This window comes from Pseudomonas cavernicola, from assembly GCF_003596405.1.
GTDB classification, from domain to species: domain Bacteria; phylum Pseudomonadota; class Gammaproteobacteria; order Pseudomonadales; family Pseudomonadaceae; genus Aquipseudomonas; species Aquipseudomonas cavernicola.
This window is the reverse complement of sequence record NZ_QYUR01000002.1, coordinates 1,411,028-1,426,672: the sequence shown is the minus strand read 5'-3', so window position 1 is coordinate 1,426,672 and position 15,645 is coordinate 1,411,028. Positions and strand designations below refer to the sequence as shown.

The 15,645-nt window shown below is 62.6% G+C and carries 14 protein-coding genes; 10 read left to right on the top strand and 4 right to left on the bottom strand.

Annotated features, from left to right (window positions below; all coding sequences use genetic code 11):
- Nucleotides 1-103: 103 nt before the first annotated feature.
- A complete protein-coding gene (gene ompR / locus D3879_RS07000) occupies nt 104-835 on the bottom strand; it encodes an osmolarity response regulator transcription factor OmpR (RefSeq protein ID WP_119953338.1) in 732 nt (243 codons plus the stop codon).
- A 167-nt stretch (nt 836-1,002) separates the two neighbouring features.
- Here ompR and D3879_RS06995 point away from each other — a divergent pair, with 167 nt between their 5' ends.
- The 4 genes from D3879_RS06995 (at nt 1,003) to rmf (ending at nt 5,995) form a co-directional block, all read left to right on the top strand.
- Complete coding sequence (locus tag D3879_RS06995) at nt 1,003-3,315, top strand: Tex family protein (protein WP_119954911.1); 2,313 nt, start codon at nt 1,003-1,005, stop codon at nt 3,313-3,315.
- A gap of 104 nt (nt 3,316-3,419) precedes the next feature.
- Nucleotides 3,420-3,803: a PaaI family thioesterase gene (locus D3879_RS06990; RefSeq protein WP_119953337.1), complete on the top strand. Its 384-nt coding sequence runs from the start codon at nt 3,420-3,422 to the stop codon at nt 3,801-3,803.
- A gap of 135 nt (nt 3,804-3,938) precedes the next feature.
- Complete coding sequence (gene gshA, locus D3879_RS06985; protein WP_119953336.1) at nt 3,939-5,522, top strand: glutamate--cysteine ligase; 1,584 nt, start codon at nt 3,939-3,941, stop codon at nt 5,520-5,522.
- Between the two features lie 248 nt (nt 5,523-5,770).
- Complete coding sequence (rmf, locus tag D3879_RS06980; protein WP_119953335.1) at nt 5,771-5,995, top strand: ribosome modulation factor; 225 nt, start codon at nt 5,771-5,773, stop codon at nt 5,993-5,995.
- A 152-nt stretch (nt 5,996-6,147) separates the two neighbouring features.
- Here rmf and argA read toward each other — a convergent pair whose 3' ends face one another.
- Both argA and argE read right to left on the bottom strand, forming a co-directional pair.
- The gene (gene argA, locus D3879_RS06975) at nt 6,148-7,446 is read right to left on the bottom strand and encodes an amino-acid N-acetyltransferase (RefSeq protein WP_119953334.1); all 1,299 of its coding nucleotides are present in this window, start codon (nt 7,444-7,446) and stop codon (nt 6,148-6,150) included.
- A 168-nt stretch (nt 7,447-7,614) separates the two neighbouring features.
- Complete coding sequence (argE, locus tag D3879_RS06970) at nt 7,615-8,772, bottom strand: acetylornithine deacetylase (protein ID WP_119953333.1); 1,158 nt, start codon at nt 8,770-8,772, stop codon at nt 7,615-7,617.
- 178 nt (nt 8,773-8,950) lie between these two features.
- Here argE and D3879_RS06965 point away from each other — a divergent pair, with 178 nt between their 5' ends.
- A complete protein-coding gene (locus tag D3879_RS06965) occupies nt 8,951-10,321 on the top strand; it encodes a CYTH domain-containing protein (protein ID WP_119953332.1) in 1,371 nt (456 codons plus the stop codon).
- A gap of 60 nt (nt 10,322-10,381) precedes the next feature.
- Here the strand turns inward: D3879_RS06965 and D3879_RS06960 are convergent, their stop codons facing one another.
- The gene (locus tag D3879_RS06960) at nt 10,382-10,852 is read right to left on the bottom strand and encodes an Lrp/AsnC family transcriptional regulator (protein WP_119953331.1); all 471 of its coding nucleotides are present in this window, start codon (nt 10,850-10,852) and stop codon (nt 10,382-10,384) included.
- Between the two features lie 125 nt (nt 10,853-10,977).
- Here D3879_RS06960 and D3879_RS06955 point away from each other — a divergent pair, with 125 nt between their 5' ends.
- From D3879_RS06955 to D3879_RS06935, 5 genes are all read left to right on the top strand, one after another.
- Nucleotides 10,978-11,358, top strand: a complete 381-nt coding sequence (locus D3879_RS06955; RefSeq protein WP_119953330.1) for a hypothetical protein — start codon at nt 10,978-10,980, stop codon at nt 11,356-11,358.
- A 159-nt stretch (nt 11,359-11,517) separates the two neighbouring features.
- A complete protein-coding gene (gene tfpB / locus D3879_RS06950; protein ID WP_119953329.1) occupies nt 11,518-13,302 on the top strand; it encodes a type IV pilus assembly ATPase TfpB in 1,785 nt (594 codons plus the stop codon).
- 153 nt (nt 13,303-13,455) lie between these two features.
- Complete coding sequence (locus tag D3879_RS06945) at nt 13,456-14,376, top strand: SPFH domain-containing protein (protein WP_119953328.1); 921 nt, start codon at nt 13,456-13,458, stop codon at nt 14,374-14,376.
- Nucleotides 14,377-14,390: 14 nt separating this feature from the next.
- Nucleotides 14,391-14,840 (top strand): NfeD family protein, encoded by a 450-nt coding sequence (locus tag D3879_RS06940; RefSeq protein WP_119953327.1) that lies wholly within the window; start codon nt 14,391-14,393, stop codon nt 14,838-14,840.
- 200 nt (nt 14,841-15,040) lie between these two features.
- Nucleotides 15,041-15,364 (top strand): DUF2388 domain-containing protein, encoded by a 324-nt coding sequence (locus tag D3879_RS06935; protein WP_119953326.1) that lies wholly within the window; start codon nt 15,041-15,043, stop codon nt 15,362-15,364.
- Nucleotides 15,365-15,645 lie beyond the last annotated feature (281 nt).

Sequence of the window (15,645 nt, the reverse complement as noted above, 5' to 3'; positions counted from 1 at the left end):
GCTAGCGGCGTAACCCACCATTGATGCCAGCAGGCATCGCGTGGCCGCCCCGACGGGGCGGTTGGTGGGTTACGCCGCCACAGCGGCTAACCCACCCTACAACTCATTTATTGCCATCCGGTACGAAGACGTAGCCGACACCCCAGACCGTCTGGATATAACGCGGCTTCGACGGATCCGGCTCGATCAGCCGCCGCAAACGCGAGATCTGCACGTCGATGGAACGCTCCAGCGCGTCCCACTCGCGGCCCCGCGCCAGGTTCATCAACTTGTCGCGGGTCAGCGGCTCACGAGCGTGCTGCACCAGTGCTTTGAGCACGGCGAACTCACCGGTTGTGAGCATGTGCAGCTCGTCGCCACGCTTCAGCTCGCGGGTGGCGAGGAACAACTCATAGTCGCCAAAGCTGACCGTTTCGTCCTCGCTGCCCGGCGCGCCCGGCACCGGCGCGGACTGCCGGCGCAACACTGCCTTGATCCGTGCCAGCAGCTCGCGCGGGTTGAACGGTTTGGCCAGATAATCGTCGGCGCCCTGCTCCAAGCCCTGGATCCGGCTGCTCTCATCGCCTTTGGCGGTGAGCATGATGATCGGCACCTGATTGTTCGAATCGCGCAGGCGCCGGCAGGCCGACAACCCGTCTTCACCCGGCAACATCAGGTCGAGCACCACCAATTGGAACAACTCGCGGGCCAGCAGACGGTCCATCTGCTCGACGTTTTCCACCGTCCGTACGCGGTAGCCTTGCTCGTCGAGAAAGCGCTCTAACAAGCGCCGTAGACCGGGATCGTCATCAACAATGAGGATTTTTTCGCCTTCAACTGTGGCAGTGCTGCTCATAGAGGCTCCTTTCAGCTCGGCGCACATTATGGCGCAGACGCCGCGCTACGCGTGCGCTGCATTCGTTAGCAGATTTTTCCCCGTCCCCGACTATTGGAGGCCTGGGTATAATGCCGGCCTTTTTGCGGCAGGCGCGGCTTGCCTTCATTTCTCTGTCAGGTGGTTTTATGGACAGCATCAACAACCGTATCGCCGAGGAACTCGGTGTCCGCCCGCAACAGGTCGCAGCCGCCGTGGCCTTGCTCGATGAAGGCTCCACCGTGCCGTTTATCGCCCGTTACCGTAAAGAGGTCACCGGTAGCCTGGACGATACCCAGTTGCGCAACCTCGAAGAGCGCCTGCGCTACCTGCGCGAACTCGACGGCCGGCGCGCCAGCATCCTCGCCAGCATCGAAGAACAAGGCAAGCTGACCCCCGAACTGGCCCGCGAAATCAAACTCGCCGACACCAAGACGCGCCTCGAAGACTTGTATTTGCCGTACAAGCAAAAGCGCCGCACCAAGGGCCAGATTGCCCTGGAAGCTGGCCTTGGCGAGTTGGCCGACGGCCTGTTCAACGACCCGACCTTGAGCCCGGAAGGCGAAGCCGCACGCTTCGTCGACGCGGAAAAAGGCGTCGCCGATGTGAAGGCCGCGCTGGAAGGCGCCAAATACATCCTCATGGAACGCTTCGCCGAAGACGCCAGCCTGCTCGACAAACTGCGCGGTTTCCTCAAACACGATGCCACCCTCAGCGCCCGAGTGGTCGCTGGCAAGGAAGAGGAAGGCGCCAAGTTCCGCGACTACTTCGAGCACGACGAACCGCTGAAAAGCGTCCCCTCGCACCGTGCTCTGGCGATTTTCCGTGGCCGCAACGAGGGCATCCTCAGTTCAGCGCTGAAAGTTGGCGACGATGCGCCGGGCACCCTGCACCCCTGCGAGTTGATGATTGGCGAGCGCTTCGGCCTCAAAGACCAAGGCCGCGCCGCCGACAAATGGCTGGCCGAAGTGGTGCGCTGGACTTGGAAGGTCAAGCTCTACACCCACCTGGAAACCGACCTGTTCGGCGAGCTGCGTGAAAGCGCGGAAAACGAAGCGATCAGCGTGTTCGCCCACAACCTGCACGACCTGCTGCTCGCGGCGCCGGCCGGCCCGCGCGCGACCCTGGGCCTAGATCCAGGCCTGCGCACCGGCTGCAAGGTCGCCGTGGTGGATGCTACCGGCAAGCTGCTGGACACCGCCACGGTCTACCCGCACGTGCCGAAGAACCAGTGGGACCAGACCATCGCCGTGCTCGCCGCGCTCTGCGCCAAGCATTCGGTCGACCTGATCGCCATCGGCAATGGCACCGCCAGCCGCGAGACCGACAAACTGGCCGCCGAACTGATCAAAAAATACCCAGCACTGAAAATGACCAAAATCATGGTCAGCGAAGCCGGCGCTTCGGTGTACTCGGCTTCGGAACTGGCGGCCAAGGAGTTCCCCGATCTCGACGTGTCGATCCGTGGCGCGGTGTCGATCGCCCGGCGCCTGCAGGATCCGTTGGCCGAGCTGGTGAAGATCGATCCGAAATCCATCGGCGTCGGCCAGTACCAGCACGACGTCTCCCAGTTGAAACTGGCGCGTAGCCTGGATGCGGTGGTGGAAGACTGCGTAAACGCCGTCGGTGTCGATGTGAATACCGCCTCGGTGGCCCTGCTGGCGCGCATCTCCGGCCTCAATGCGACCCTGGCGCAGAATATCGTTGCCCACCGCGACGCCAACGGCGCCTTCAAAACCCGCGATGCACTGAAAAAAGTCAGCCGCCTCGGTGAAAAAACCTTCGAACAGGCCGCCGGCTTCCTGCGCGTAATGAACGGCGACAACCCGCTGGACGCCTCCGCGGTGCACCCGGAAACCTACCCGCTGGTACAGCGGATTGCCGCCGATACCGGTCGCGATGTGCGCTCGTTGGTCGGCGATTCGAGCTTCCTCAAACGCCTCGACCCGAAGAAATTCACCGACGAAGCCTTTGGCCTGGTCACCGTGACCGACATCCTCCAGGAACTGGAAAAGCCTGGCCGCGACCCACGCCCGGAGTTCAAGACCGCCGAGTTCCAGGACGGCGTCGAAACCCTCAAGGACCTGCAGCTGGGCATGATGCTGGAAGGCGTGGTGACCAACGTCACCAACTTCGGCGCCTTCGTCGATATCGGTGTACATCAGGACGGCCTGGTGCATATCTCGGCGTTGTCGGAGAAGTTCATCAAGGACCCGCGCGAAGCGGTCAAAGCGGGCGACGTGGTCAAGGTCAAGGTGATGGAGGTGGACATCCCGCGTAACCGTATCGCCCTGTCGATGCGTATGTCGGATACGCCCGGTGAGAAGATCGAAGGCCAACGCGGCAGCCGCTCCGGTAGCCAGCCACGCCAGCAAAGCACGCCACGTAGCGAGCCGCAGCCGGCCAGCAATGCAGCCATGGCCGCGCTGTTCGCCAACGCCAAGCAGATCAAGAAACGCTGAAGTGGACTGATCGATTGATTCGTTGACCTATCGCGGTCCCTGTAGGCTGGGTAGAGCGAAGCGAAACCCAGCTCATACCCAGCCTACGATCTGAGGAAAAACTGATGAAGCAAGAGCAAGTTGGCAGCAGCAGCGCCTTCGGCCGCCTACTCGGCCTGGAAGTCGTCGCCGCCGCCGAGGGTCGCGCGGAAGTGCACATGGTCATGCACGACGGCCTGCGCAATGTGCAGGGCAAACTGCATGGCGGCGCGCTGTTCTCGCTGATCGACACGGCCATGGGCCAGGCCAGCCACAGCCTCTCCGGCGGCGTGCCGGAGTGCGTGACACTGGAGAGCAAGATCAATTACATCCGCCCGGTGAGCGACGGCATGCTGGTCTGCCGCGCCTGGGTGCTGCACGCAGGCCGGCGCACCCAGGTGGTCGAGGCGGAAACCCATCAAGGCGACAAACTGGTCGCCAAAGCACAAGCCACCTTCGCTCGCGTATAACTCGTTGCCTCCCGGCTGCGCTATAACAGGCGCAGCATCCCAACCAGGCGACAACGCCGGTTACTTCCTTTGCCCCTTGTAGACCGCTCCGTCCACCCCCATATTGGGGCGACCGACGCGTGAAGGAATACCATTTTGAGCGATCTTCTCTCCCGCCGCCTGGCTCTGCTCGGCGAGCGCGCCAACCTTGCCCTGCTCACCCAGTGCCTACATGGTATCGAGCGGGAATGCCTGCGCGTCGATGCCCACGGCCAGCTCGCGCTGACGCCACACCCGGCCGCACTAGGCTCGGCGCTGACGCACCCGCAGATCACCACCGACTACTCCGAGTCGCTGCTGGAGTTCATCACTCCCGCAGAACCCGACCCGGCGGCCACGCTGGCGGACCTTGAGCAGATCCATCGCTTTGCCTACAGCAAGCTTGACGGCGAGTACCTGTGGAGCCCGTCGATGCCCTGCCCGCTGCCGGAAGAAGAGCGGATTCCGATCGCCCGTTACGGCGACTCGCACATCGGCCAGCTGAAATACGTCTATCGCAAGGGCCTGGCGCTGCGTTACGGCAAGACCATGCAGTGCATCGCCGGCATTCACTACAACTTCTCGCTGCCGGAAGCGCTCTGGCCGCTGCTGCAACAGGCCGAAGGCAATACGCAGAGCCCGCGCGATTATCAGTCGGCGCGCTATATCGCCCTGATCCGTAATTTCAGGCGCTACAGCTGGCTGCTGATGTACCTGTTCGGCGCCTCGCCGACGCTGGACGCCGGCTTCCTGCGTGGCCGCCCGCACCAGCTCAAGCAGCTCGATGAGCACACCTTGTACCTGCCCTACGCCACGAGTCTGCGGATGAGTGATCTGGGCTACCAAAGCAGTGCCCAGGCCGGCCTGACGCCCTGCTACAACGACCTTGCCAGCTACACCCACAGCCTGCACCAAGCGGTCTCCACGCCCTACCCGGCCTATGCCGAAATTGGTACCAAGCAAAATGGCGAATGGCTGCAGCTCAATACCAACATCCTGCAGATCGAAAACGAGTACTACTCGAACATCCGCCCGAAACGCGTGACCTACAGCGGCGAGCGACCAATCCAGGCGCTGATGGCGCGTGGCGTGCAGTATGTCGAAGCGCGCTGCTTGGACATCAACCCGTTCCTGCCGCTGGGTATCGACCTGACGGAAGCACGCTTCCTCGACGCCTTCCTGCTGTTCTGTACCCTGCAAGACAGCCCGGAACTGGCTGGCACAGAATGCCGCGACTGCACCGACAACTTCCTCAAAGTGGTTAAAGAAGGCCGCCGCCCGGGCCTGCACCTGCAGCGCCATGGCGAACCCGTCGAACTGCAAGCCTGGGCCCATCAACTACTCGACAGCATCCAGCAGCTCGCGACCTTGCTCGACAACAGCCACGGCGGTGATAGCCACACCCAAGCGCTGGCAGCGCAACGGGCCAAGGTCGACGACCCAGCGCTGACGCCTTCGGCACAGGTGCTGGCCAGCCTGCAGGAGCACGGTGAAAGCTTCACAGAGTTCGCCCTGCGGCAAAGCCAGGCACATGCCGAATACTTCCGCAGCCAACCGCTGAGCAGCACGGAGCAAGCCGCCTTCGAGGAATCGGTACGCCAGTCGCTGGCCGAACAGGCTGAGCTGGAGCGCGCACCAGTCAGTGATTTCGACACCTTTGTCGCCGCCTACCAAGCGAGCATCCTCACCCTCGCGGTTTAGCAGGTCGTTGAAAAACTACTGCGCTAGCCTACGCCGCGTTGCGCCTTGTGACCCACATGGATGTGGGGAATGCCGCCACCCGTAGGGAACGGGTGCGGCCCTAGCCGTCGCTCGCTACCTTTTTCAACGGCCTGTGCGTCGACTCCGTCACAAAAGCCGCCAGCGGGCCAAAAGCCGGGATCGGCGGCTCAGTCGCCGCCGGCCAGTGGGGTTAGCATAAGCGCAGTTTGGTTTATGTGAGTTTGCCCATGGCGCCCCCCGAGGCCCTCCCCGACGAAGACCGACCCGACGAAGACCGACATTGGAGCCTGGAAAGCCTGAACAAGGCTTACCAACAAGGCTATATGGCCGGCCTCACCGGCCACCCGACCAGCCAGCAACCGCACCGCGCGGAGGTACTCGCGGCGGCGTGGGAAGCCGGTTGGGACGATGGCGAAGAGCAGTACCAACTGCTGATTCAGAAGACAGCATAAGTACATGCTGGCCGTAGGCTGGGTTTCATGAGGTGCATCCATGCACCTCACCCTGCGGGCAGCTGAAGCTGTGCAAAACGGCTTTCCTGCCGTTTTGTCGCTGCGCTCTACCCAGCCTACGGTCTGCGCTCTGCCTACGGTCTGTTACGTCTCTACAGCTGCTTCTCGAAAATCTGTGAATTGCGCTGATAGTTGTACAGCGAGGCCCGTGCCGCCGGCAGACGATCGACGCTGCTCGGCTCGAAGCCACGCTCACGGAACCAATGGGCGGTGCGCGTGGTGAGCACGAACAAGGTCTTCAAGCCCTGCGCCCGCGCGCGCTCTTCGATGCGCTCCAGCAGCTCATCGCCGCGACCACCGTGGCGATAGTCCGGATTGACCGCCAGACAGGCCAGCTCACCCGAGTCCGAATCGGCAATCTGATATAGCGCTGCGCAGGCGATGATCAGCCCGTCGCGCTCGACGATGCTGAACTGCTCGATCTCGCGCTCCAGCACTTCGCGTGAGCGGCGCACCAGAATGCCCTGCTCTTCCAGTGGGCTGATCAGGTCGATCAGACCACCGACATCCTCGATGCTCGCCTCGCGCAATTGCTCGAACTGTTCCTGATCGACCAGGGTGCCGCCGCCGTCGCGGGTAAACAGCTCGGTGAGTAGCGAACCGTCTTCGGTATAGCTGACGATATGGCTGCGCTTGACCCCGCCCCGGCAGGCCTGGGCGGCGGCATCCAGCAGTTCCGCCTGATAACAGTTGCCGAGCCGTTGCAGATGGGTCGGCACCTGCTGCGGGCGCAACTCACGCACCAGCTTGCCGCCCTCATCGAGCAGGCCACGCTCGGCGCCGAACAGGATCAGCTTGTCGGCATCCAGGTCGATCGCCGCGCGCATCGCCACGTCCTCACACGCGAGGTTGAAGATCTCTCCGGTGGGTGAGTAGCCCAGCGGTGAGAGCAGCACGATCGAGCGCTCGTCGAGCAAGCGACCAATGCCCTTGCGATCGACCCGCCGGACTTCGCCGGTATGGTGATAGTCGACACCCTCGAGCACCCCAATCGGCCGCGCGGTGACAAAATTACCGCCGGACACGCGCAGGCGTGAGCCCTGCATCGGCGAGGCGGCCATGTCCATCGACAGGCGCGCTTCGATGGCGATCCGCAACTGGCCAACGGCGTCGATCACGCACTCCAGGGTCGGCCCGTCGGTGATCCGCAGATTGCGGTGAAAATGTGGCGTCAGCCCACGTATCGCCAGCCGCGCCTCGATCTGTGGGCGCGAACCGTGGACCAGCACCAGGCGCACGCCAAGGCTATGCAGCAGCACCAGGTCATGGACGATATTGCCGAAGTTCGGATGCGCCACGCCCTCGCCGGGCAGCATGACGACGAAAGTGCAATCGCGGTGGGCATTGATATAGGGCGAAGCGTGGCGGAGCCAGTTGACGTATTCCGGCATAGCGTAATGAGCCTTTGATTCGTGAAGAGAAAGCCTGAGCGAGCATCAGCAAGCGGTGAAACGTCAGCTTTATCGTCGAAGTTGGGGCTGCAACACGCGTGCTCTCCTTACCGTTCAATGGGGCGACACAAACAAAACGCCGGGTTTCGGCCAAGCCCTCGACCCAGCCTACGAAGCTGTAGCTGGACTCAGGCAATAGTGCTGAATCAACTCACGCAGCAGACGCACTGTCGGCTGCAAACGTGACATTTCCAGGAACTCCCCCGGCTGATGAGCGCAGCTGATATCGCCAGGGCCGAGGATCAGGGTCTCGCAACCCAGTTGCTGAAGATAAGGCGCTTCGGTGCCGAATGCCACCGCCTCGGCGCTGTACCCGGTCAGTCGTTCTGCCAGCCGCACCAATTCGGCGTCGGCCGCCTGCTCGAACGCAGGCACGCAGGGAAACAGGGGGGCGAAGTCGATGGTTACCTGATGCTGTATCGCCAGTGGCTGCAGTTTTTGCCGAATCGCCGCGCGCAGCACTTCGGGGTCCATCCCCGGTAAGGGCCGCAGATCGAATTCCAGCGAACACTGGCCGCAGATCCGATTGGGATTATCGCCACCGTGGATACAGCCTAGGTTGAGGGTTGGCTGCGGCACGCTGAACTGCGGATTGCGGTACTCCTGCTGCCATTGCTGGCGCAGCTGCAACAGCTCCGCAATCGCGCCGTGCATGGCCTCCAGGGCGCTATGACCGAGGCTCGGGTCGGAGGAATGGCCACTCTGGCCGAGAATATCGATGCGTTCCATCATCACGCCTTTGTGCAGGCGAATCGGCCGCAACCCGGTCGGTTCACCGATCACCGCCGCCCGCCCCAAGGGCCGGCCCGCCGCAGCCAGCGCACGGGCGCCGGCCATCGAGCTTTCTTCATCACAGGTGGCGAGGACCAGCAGCGGCTGCTGGAACCGCTGTGCGAGCAACGGTTTAACCGCCTCGATAATCAGCGCAAAGAAACCCTTCATATCGCAGCTGCCGAGACCGACCCAGCGGCCATCGACCTCGGTCAACTTGAGCGGATCGGTTTTCCACAAAGCCGCATCGAACGGCACGGTGTCACTGTGCCCGGCCAACACCAGACCGCCAGGGCCACTGCCGTAGCTGGCGAGCAGGTTGAATTTACCCGGCGTGACTTCCTGCACCTCACAGGCAAATCCCAGGTCGCCGAGCCAGGCGCTGAGCAACTCGATCACCCCACGGTTGGACTGATCCAGGTTCGGCTGGGTACAGCTCACCGACGGCGTGGCGATCAGCGCGGCAAATTGCTCTTTGAGGGAAAGCTGGGGCATTCGCGGTCTCCACAAGCGAGTCCCATCATAGAGCCATCGCGCCCCAGGAATAAACCGCCAAGCGCCGGCTGCCGGCGCGGTAGGCCTGCATGTCCTGTACACTCCACGGCTTCAGCAGCCCTCGCCCACTGGCACTCTGCGGCTGCGCACCCGTTATTAGCGTTTGGATTCCCCGGCCATGCAGAAAGAAACCGAAATCAAACTCCGCGTCAGCCGCGAAACCCTCGCCGCCCTGCGTGAGCACCCGTTGCTGAAAAAGCGCAACAAGGCTGGCTGGGAACGCCGCGAACTGTTCAACCAGTACTTCGATACGCCGGAACGCGACCTGGCCAAAGCCAAGATCGCACTGCGCATTCGACGTGACGGCGAGGAGTTCATCCAGACCCTGAAGACGCGCGGCCAGAGCGTCGCCGGCTTGTCCGAACGCCACGAGTACGATTGGGCGCTGAGCAAGGCCAAGCTGGATCTGAAGAAGTTGAACGACGAATGCTGGCCAGAAGCGTTGGCGGAGCTGGATAAAAAACAGCTACAGGCCATCTTCACCACCGACTTCATTCGCGAACGCGCTGAAATCGCCTGGGGCCGCGGCAAGAGCAAAGTGGTGATCGAAGCCGCCCTCGATCTCGGCAAAGTCATCGCCGCCGGCCAGGAAGAAGACATCTGCGAGCTGGAGCTTGAACTTAGACAGGGCGAGCCGCAAGCGCTCCTGGAACTGGCCGCGGAGCTGGCGGCGGATCTCGCGCTGATGCCCTGCGATATCAGCAAGGCCGAACGCGGTTATCGCCTGTTCGATGCCAACAGCTACTCGCTGAGCCTGCCACTGCCCGAACTCAACCCCGAACTGGCACTAGACCAGGCCTTCGCCGCGCTGGCCTGGCACCTGCTCGGCAGCAGCCAGCGCCTCGCCGAGCAATACCGCTTCAACGGCCACTGGCGTTTGCTGGTCGACTGGGTCGAGCAACTGGTCGAACTCCGGGCGCTGGTCGGCAGCCTTGGCCAGGCCGCGCCACGGGCGAGCAGCCACGAACTGCGCCTGAGTCTCGACGCCCTGCTCAGTGTCTGGCGCCCACGGGTACTGGCCGGGCAACTCGACGAAGCAGTGCGCCAAGCCGCCCCTGCGCAGTTCGCCGAAGAACTGCAAGGCAATCGCTGGGGCCTGTTCTCGCTGAATACCTCGCGCTGGCTGCTGGCTCACGCCTGGACTAGCGAGCGCAATAATCGCGGCAATCGCCAGGGCGCGGCGGTGCTCGGCAACTGGTTGCCGCATCTGCTGGCCGAAGAAGCCGTGGCCCTGCAACTGGGTCGTTATCAGCAGCAGCCGGAAGACCTGGCCGAGCAGCTGCCGCGCATCGAGCGTCTGCAGGTCTGGTTGCGCCTGGCCCGCCAGGTGCTACTGGAAGTGCCGGAAGTCGACCGCTTGTATGGCGAGCTGAACAAACTGCGCGAACTGGCCAACCGCGCGCTCGACGAGGAATGCCTCGACGCGCGCGTGCAGCAGGCGCAAACCGTGCTGACCAGCAAAGCCTGGAAAGTCTTGCTGCGTTTGTAATCCGCCGCGCCCGCAGTTGCATGGGAATCTGTCCCACCTGGAACACCCAGCAACTGCGGGTCAGCCCAACAGCGGCAAGCTGGTGGTCGACTTGATTTCCGAGAGCGCGACGATCGAGTTCACTTCCTGAATCCCCGGCACCAGCGAGAGTTTCTCGAAGAAGAAGCGCTCATAGGCCTCGATGTCCTGGGTGACGATGCGCAACAGGAAGTCCACCGCCCCCATCAACACAAAGCACTCCAGTACTTCGGGAAACTCGCGCATGGCCTCGGCGAATTCGGTGAGGTTGGAACGACCGTGGGCGTTGAGTTTGACCTCAGCGAAAATCTGCGTGTTGAGGCCGATCTTCTTGCGATCGAGCAGGGTCACCTGCCGGCGAATCACCCCCTCTTCCTTCAAGCGCTGAATCCGCCGCCAGCAGGGGGACTGCGACAAGCCGACCTGCTCGGCAATCTCGGCACTGGAGAGCGAGGCGTCCTCCTGCAGCAAGGCCAGAATCCGGCGATCATAGGCATCCAGAGCGACCAACATAAAAAAACCTCACTAATCACATACAAAACATAAACAATCTAAAAAAATTCGAACAAGCTCGATCATAGAGTAAAAATTTCGCCCCTAGCATGTAAAAATTTTCCGCATCAACTGTGGAGATCAGCATGGCCAACCTCGAAGCCTTCAGCCAACCCTTTGCCGGCCTCAGCCAAGCGGCTGTCGAGCCATCGAGGGGCGATGTCTGGGCCGCTAACGCGGCACGCGCCCAGGTGCAGTACCGCATCCTGGCCGAGGCCGAGCCGAACATTCTGTGCCGACTGCTCAGCTATTTCGCTCAACAGTCGATGATTCCCCAGCAGGTCAGTGTCCAGCAGTTGCAGGAGGACTTATTGATCGAAGTGCAGCAGGCCGATATCAGCTGGCACAGGGCAGAAGTCATAGCCCAGAAGATGCGCTCGCTGACCAGCGTCTGCTCGGTCGAGCTGGAGCGCTTGGCTGAACTCCCTCAAAGTCCGAGCCTGAGCCGCGGCGGATGCACCGCCTGAGAGGCGTGCTGCTGCGAGTGCGAGCCTGAGCACAAGAGCGGACCAGCAGCATCGCGCCGGGCGGCGCAATCGGGCATGCTTAGGGCTATTCTTTGCGAGCCGAGCAGCCGTTGGGCGTGCTCGATGCTGCGCAGCAGAGCCGTCTGACAAGGAGTTCGCATGTCCGCCTTCGCTTCACCGGCCCAGGATCGCACGCTGGATCTCAACGACCTGCTGCGCGAATTGGTCGCCCAGGGCCACCTGGCCCAGGAAACGGCCGAGCATTGCTTGGCCATCCGCCGCAGTTCGGCGACCCCTCAGCTGCATCCCTTGGAGTTTCTCGCCGTGCAGCAGGTCGACGACCTTAGCCGGCCGGGCAAGAAGCTCGACCTGGAAGGCCTGACCGTCTGGCTGGCGAACCATGCCGGACAGCCTTACTTGCGCATTGACCCGTTGAAGATCAACGTCGCCGCCGTCACGCCGTTGATGTCCTATGCCTTCGCCCAGCGCCACAAGATCCTCGCCGTGGCGGCGGACAGCGAAGCGGTAACCATCGCCAGCGCGCAACCCTTCGTGCGCAGCTGGGAAGCCAACCTGACCCATGTCCTGAAGCGCCCGATCAAGCGCGTGGTGGCCAACCCGGCGGATATTCAGCGTTTCACCGTGGAGTTTTTCCGTCTGGCCAAATCGGTCAGCGGCGCCACCGCCGTCGATATGAAAAACAGCAGCCTCGGCAACTTCGAGCAACTGCTCAACCTCGGCGCCAGCGATCAGGAGCCGGACGCCAACGACGCGCATATCGTCAATATCGTCGACTGGCTGTTCCAATACGCCTTCCAGCAGCGCGCCAGCGATATCCATATCGAGCCGCGCCGCGAGCAGGGCACCGTGCGCTTTCGCATCGACGGCGTGCTGCACAACGTCTATCAATTCCCGCCGCAAGTGACCATGGCCATCGTCAGCCGCCTGAAAAGCCTGGGGCGGATGAACGTCGCCGAGAAGCGCAAACCGCAGGATGGCCGGGTCAAGACCAAGACTCCGGACGGCGGAGAAGTCGAGTTGCGCTTGTCGACGCTACCCACCGCCTTCGGCGAAAAGATGGTGATGCGGATTTTCGACCCGGAAGTGCTGCTGAAAAACTTCGATCAACTAGGCTTCTCCCCCGATGACCTGCGCCGCTGGCTGGACATGACCAGCCAGCCGAACGGCATCATCCTGGTCACCGGGCCAACCGGCTCGGGCAAAACCACCACGCTGTACACCTCACTGAAGAAACTGGCGACGGCGGAGGTGAACCTCTGCACCATCGAAGACCCGATCGAGATGGTCGAGCCGGCCTTTAACCAGATGCAGGTCCAGCACAATATCGACCTGACCTTCGCCAGCGGCGTGCGCGCGCTGATGCGGCAAGACCCGGACATCATCATGATCGGCGAAATCCGCGACCTGGAAACCGCCGAAATGGCGATCCAGGCCGCGCTCACCGGGCACTTGGTGTTGTCGACCCTGCACACCAACGACGCCCCCAGCGCCATCACCCGCCTGCTCGAACTGGGCGTGCCGTACTACCTGCTCAAGGCCACCTTGCTCGGGGTCATGGCCCAGCGCCTGGTGCGCACCCTCTGTCCGCACTGCAAGGCGCCGGTGGAGCTTAGCGAAGATGACTGGCAGACCCTGACCAAACCCTGGAGCGCACCACTGCCCAGCGGCGCGCATAAGGCCGTCGGCTGCCTGGAATGCCGCGATACCGGCTACCGCGGGCGCGCCGGGGTTTACGAGATCATGCAATTGACGGACAGCGTCAAACCCCTGATTACCGCCGACACCGACCTGCTGACACTGCGCCGCCAGGCGTTCAAGGAAGGCATGCGCAGCCTGCGCCTGTCCGGCGCGCAGAAGGTTGCCGCCGGCCTGACGACGATTGAGGAAGTGCTCAGGGTCACCCCGCAGAGCGAACAGAAATAAACCTAGGGTGGGTTAGGCAGCAGGCCGTAGCCCACCGACCGGTCGGCAGACCGGTATGGTGCAATGCCTTGCGGCAGCACCGGTGGGTTACGCCGCGCAGCGGCTAACCCACCCTACGAATGACCAACCATGTCCCAGGAAAATGGAGTTTTTATGGAAATCGGCAGTGTGATCTTTCTTTTCGTCGGCCTCGCCTTGGCTATGGTCTTTATGGGCTTCAAGGTCGTGCCGCAGGGCTTCGAGTGGACGGTGGAACGCTTCGGCCGCTACACCAACACCCTGAAGCCGGGGCTGAACATCATAGTCCCGGTGATGGACCGCATCGGCCGCAAGCTCAACGTGATGGAAAGCGTGCTCGACATCCCGCCGCAGGAAGTCATCAGCGCCGACAACGCCATCGTGCAGATCGACGGGATCTGCTTCTTCCAGATAATCAATGCGGCCCAGGCGGCCTACGAGGTGAACAACCTCGAGCACGCCATCCGCAACCTGGTGATGACCAATATCCGCACCGTGCTCGGCTCCATGGAACTGGACGCCATGCTCAGCCAGCGCGACTCGATCAACGAGCGCCTGCTCAAGACCGTCGACGAGGCCACCGCGCCCTGGGGCATCAAGATCACCCGCATCGAGATCAAGGACATTAGCCCGCCGGCCGATCTGGTCGAGGCCATGGCCAGCCAGATGAAGGCCGAACGCCTGAAGCGCGCACAGATTCTCGAGGCCGAGGGCTCACGCTCGGCGGCCATCCTCACCGCCGAAGGCCACAAGCAGGCCGAAATCCTCCGCGCCGAAGGCGAGCGGGCCGCGGCCTTCCTCGAAGCCGAAGCGCGCGAGCGTGCCGCCGCGGCGGAAGCCGAAGCGACCCGCATGGTCTCCGTGGCCATCGCCGCCGGTAACGTGCAGGCGGTCAACTACTTCGTCGCCCAGAAGTACATCGAGGCCCTCGGCCAACTGGCGTCCGCGAACAACAGCAAGGTGATCCTGATGCCGCTGGAAGCCAGTCAAGTGATAGGCGCGGTGGGCGGCATCGGTGAGATCGTCAAAGCCACCTTCGACAGCAAAAAAGCCTAAGAGGAACCCGGAGCATGTGGGACTACCTGCAACACCTGTCATTTTGGGACTGGCTGGCCTTCGGCACCCTGCTGCTGATCCTCGAAGTGTTCGGCGCCGGCGGCTACCTGCTGTGGGTAGGCGTGGCCGCCGCCGGCGTCGGCGTCATCACCTACCTGTTCCCGACGCTGCCCTGGACCTGGCAGTTCCTGCTGTTCGGCATAATGTCGGTGCTCACAGCGGTGCTCTGGTGGCGCCGCCAGCGCCACGCCGCCAAACCCTCCGACCAGCCAGGCCTGAACCAGCGCGGTCAGGAGTTCGTCGGCCGCACCTTCCAACTGCACGAAGCCATAGTCGACGGCCGCGGCAAGATCAAGGCCGGCGACAGCGTCTGGCTGGTCAGCGGCCCGGACCTTCCAGCCGGTACCCCGATCAAGGTGACCGGCCAAGACGGCGTATTGCTTAAGGTCGAAGCCGCCGCATGACAGCGCGGTACTTCGCACCACTAGACAGGCCGAGGCTACGATCGCCTTCACCACGAGCGCTGCACTAGCCTGAGCCAATACCTGCACCCGCACGGACGACCTGAGGCAGGCCCCGCGACTAGACCTGCCGTCCCGCCGACTGAACTCCCAACCCGCGCCAGCAGTCTTAATTTCAGGTAGTAACTGCAGGGGTTCCCGCTATGCGCCTTAAGTTTGCTGTCGCCACCCTCGCCCTTATCGCCGTGCCAGCCGGCCCGGTATTGGCCGACAGTGATTTCGTCCGCGATGTGCTGTCATCCGCCGCGCTTACCGGTTCGACCTATCTGACCTTCCGCAAGGACCACGACCACAAGCTGATCGTCGCCGCCCAGGACGATGCCAGCGCCTATATCGCCAGTGACGGCACCATCCGCGGCCCTTATCTAGAAGCAGCGCTGCAGCAGATACGTACCGAGCAGCCAGGGCCGAGCGCCAGCGATATGGAACTAGCCAACGCGATTCTGACTGCGGAGGATGACTCGTAGGTTGGCGCTGAAGTAGGTTGGTGCTGAAGTAGGTCGGTGCTGAAGTAGGTTGGTGCTGAACGCAGTGATGCCCAACAAGGAGTCGCCTAGCGACTCCCAATTCTCGGCCTCAAGATTAAAATTCCGCCTTGCAGGTCGGTTGTTGGGCATCGCCTTTGGCTCAGCGCCAACCTACGCACCTACCTCTGCGCTCTCCCGATGGATTTACAGAGTGCCTGCACAATTGTCAGGCGCTTCACCCAGAAACAACTAGGCCGCCCTCGGGCGGCCTAGTTGTTTCT

Bases quoted from the DNA above. Each gene is read 5' to 3' on its own strand.
- ompR (WP_119953338.1), bottom strand. From the start codon at position 835: ATGAGCAGCACTGCCACAGTTGAAGGCGAAAAAATCCTCATTGTTGAT.
- D3879_RS06995 (WP_119954911.1), top strand. From the start codon at position 1,003: ATGGACAGCATCAACAACCGTATCGCCGAGGAACTCGGTGTCCGCCCG.
- D3879_RS06990 (WP_119953337.1), top strand. From the start codon at position 3,420: ATGAAGCAAGAGCAAGTTGGCAGCAGCAGCGCCTTCGGCCGCCTACTC.
- rmf (WP_119953335.1), top strand. From the start codon at position 5,771: ATGGCGCCCCCCGAGGCCCTCCCCGACGAAGACCGACCCGACGAAGAC.
- argA (WP_119953334.1), bottom strand. From the start codon at position 7,446: ATGCCGGAATACGTCAACTGGCTCCGCCACGCTTCGCCCTATATCAAT.
- argE (WP_119953333.1), bottom strand. From the start codon at position 8,772: ATGCCCCAGCTTTCCCTCAAAGAGCAATTTGCCGCGCTGATCGCCACG.
- D3879_RS06965 (WP_119953332.1), top strand. From the start codon at position 8,951: ATGCAGAAAGAAACCGAAATCAAACTCCGCGTCAGCCGCGAAACCCTC.
- D3879_RS06960 (WP_119953331.1), bottom strand. From the start codon at position 10,852: ATGTTGGTCGCTCTGGATGCCTATGATCGCCGGATTCTGGCCTTGCTG.
- D3879_RS06955 (WP_119953330.1), top strand. From the start codon at position 10,978: ATGGCCAACCTCGAAGCCTTCAGCCAACCCTTTGCCGGCCTCAGCCAA.
- tfpB (WP_119953329.1), top strand. From the start codon at position 11,518: ATGTCCGCCTTCGCTTCACCGGCCCAGGATCGCACGCTGGATCTCAAC.
- D3879_RS06945 (WP_119953328.1), top strand. From the start codon at position 13,456: ATGGAAATCGGCAGTGTGATCTTTCTTTTCGTCGGCCTCGCCTTGGCT.
- D3879_RS06940 (WP_119953327.1), top strand. From the start codon at position 14,391: ATGTGGGACTACCTGCAACACCTGTCATTTTGGGACTGGCTGGCCTTC.
- D3879_RS06935 (WP_119953326.1), top strand. From the start codon at position 15,041: ATGCGCCTTAAGTTTGCTGTCGCCACCCTCGCCCTTATCGCCGTGCCA.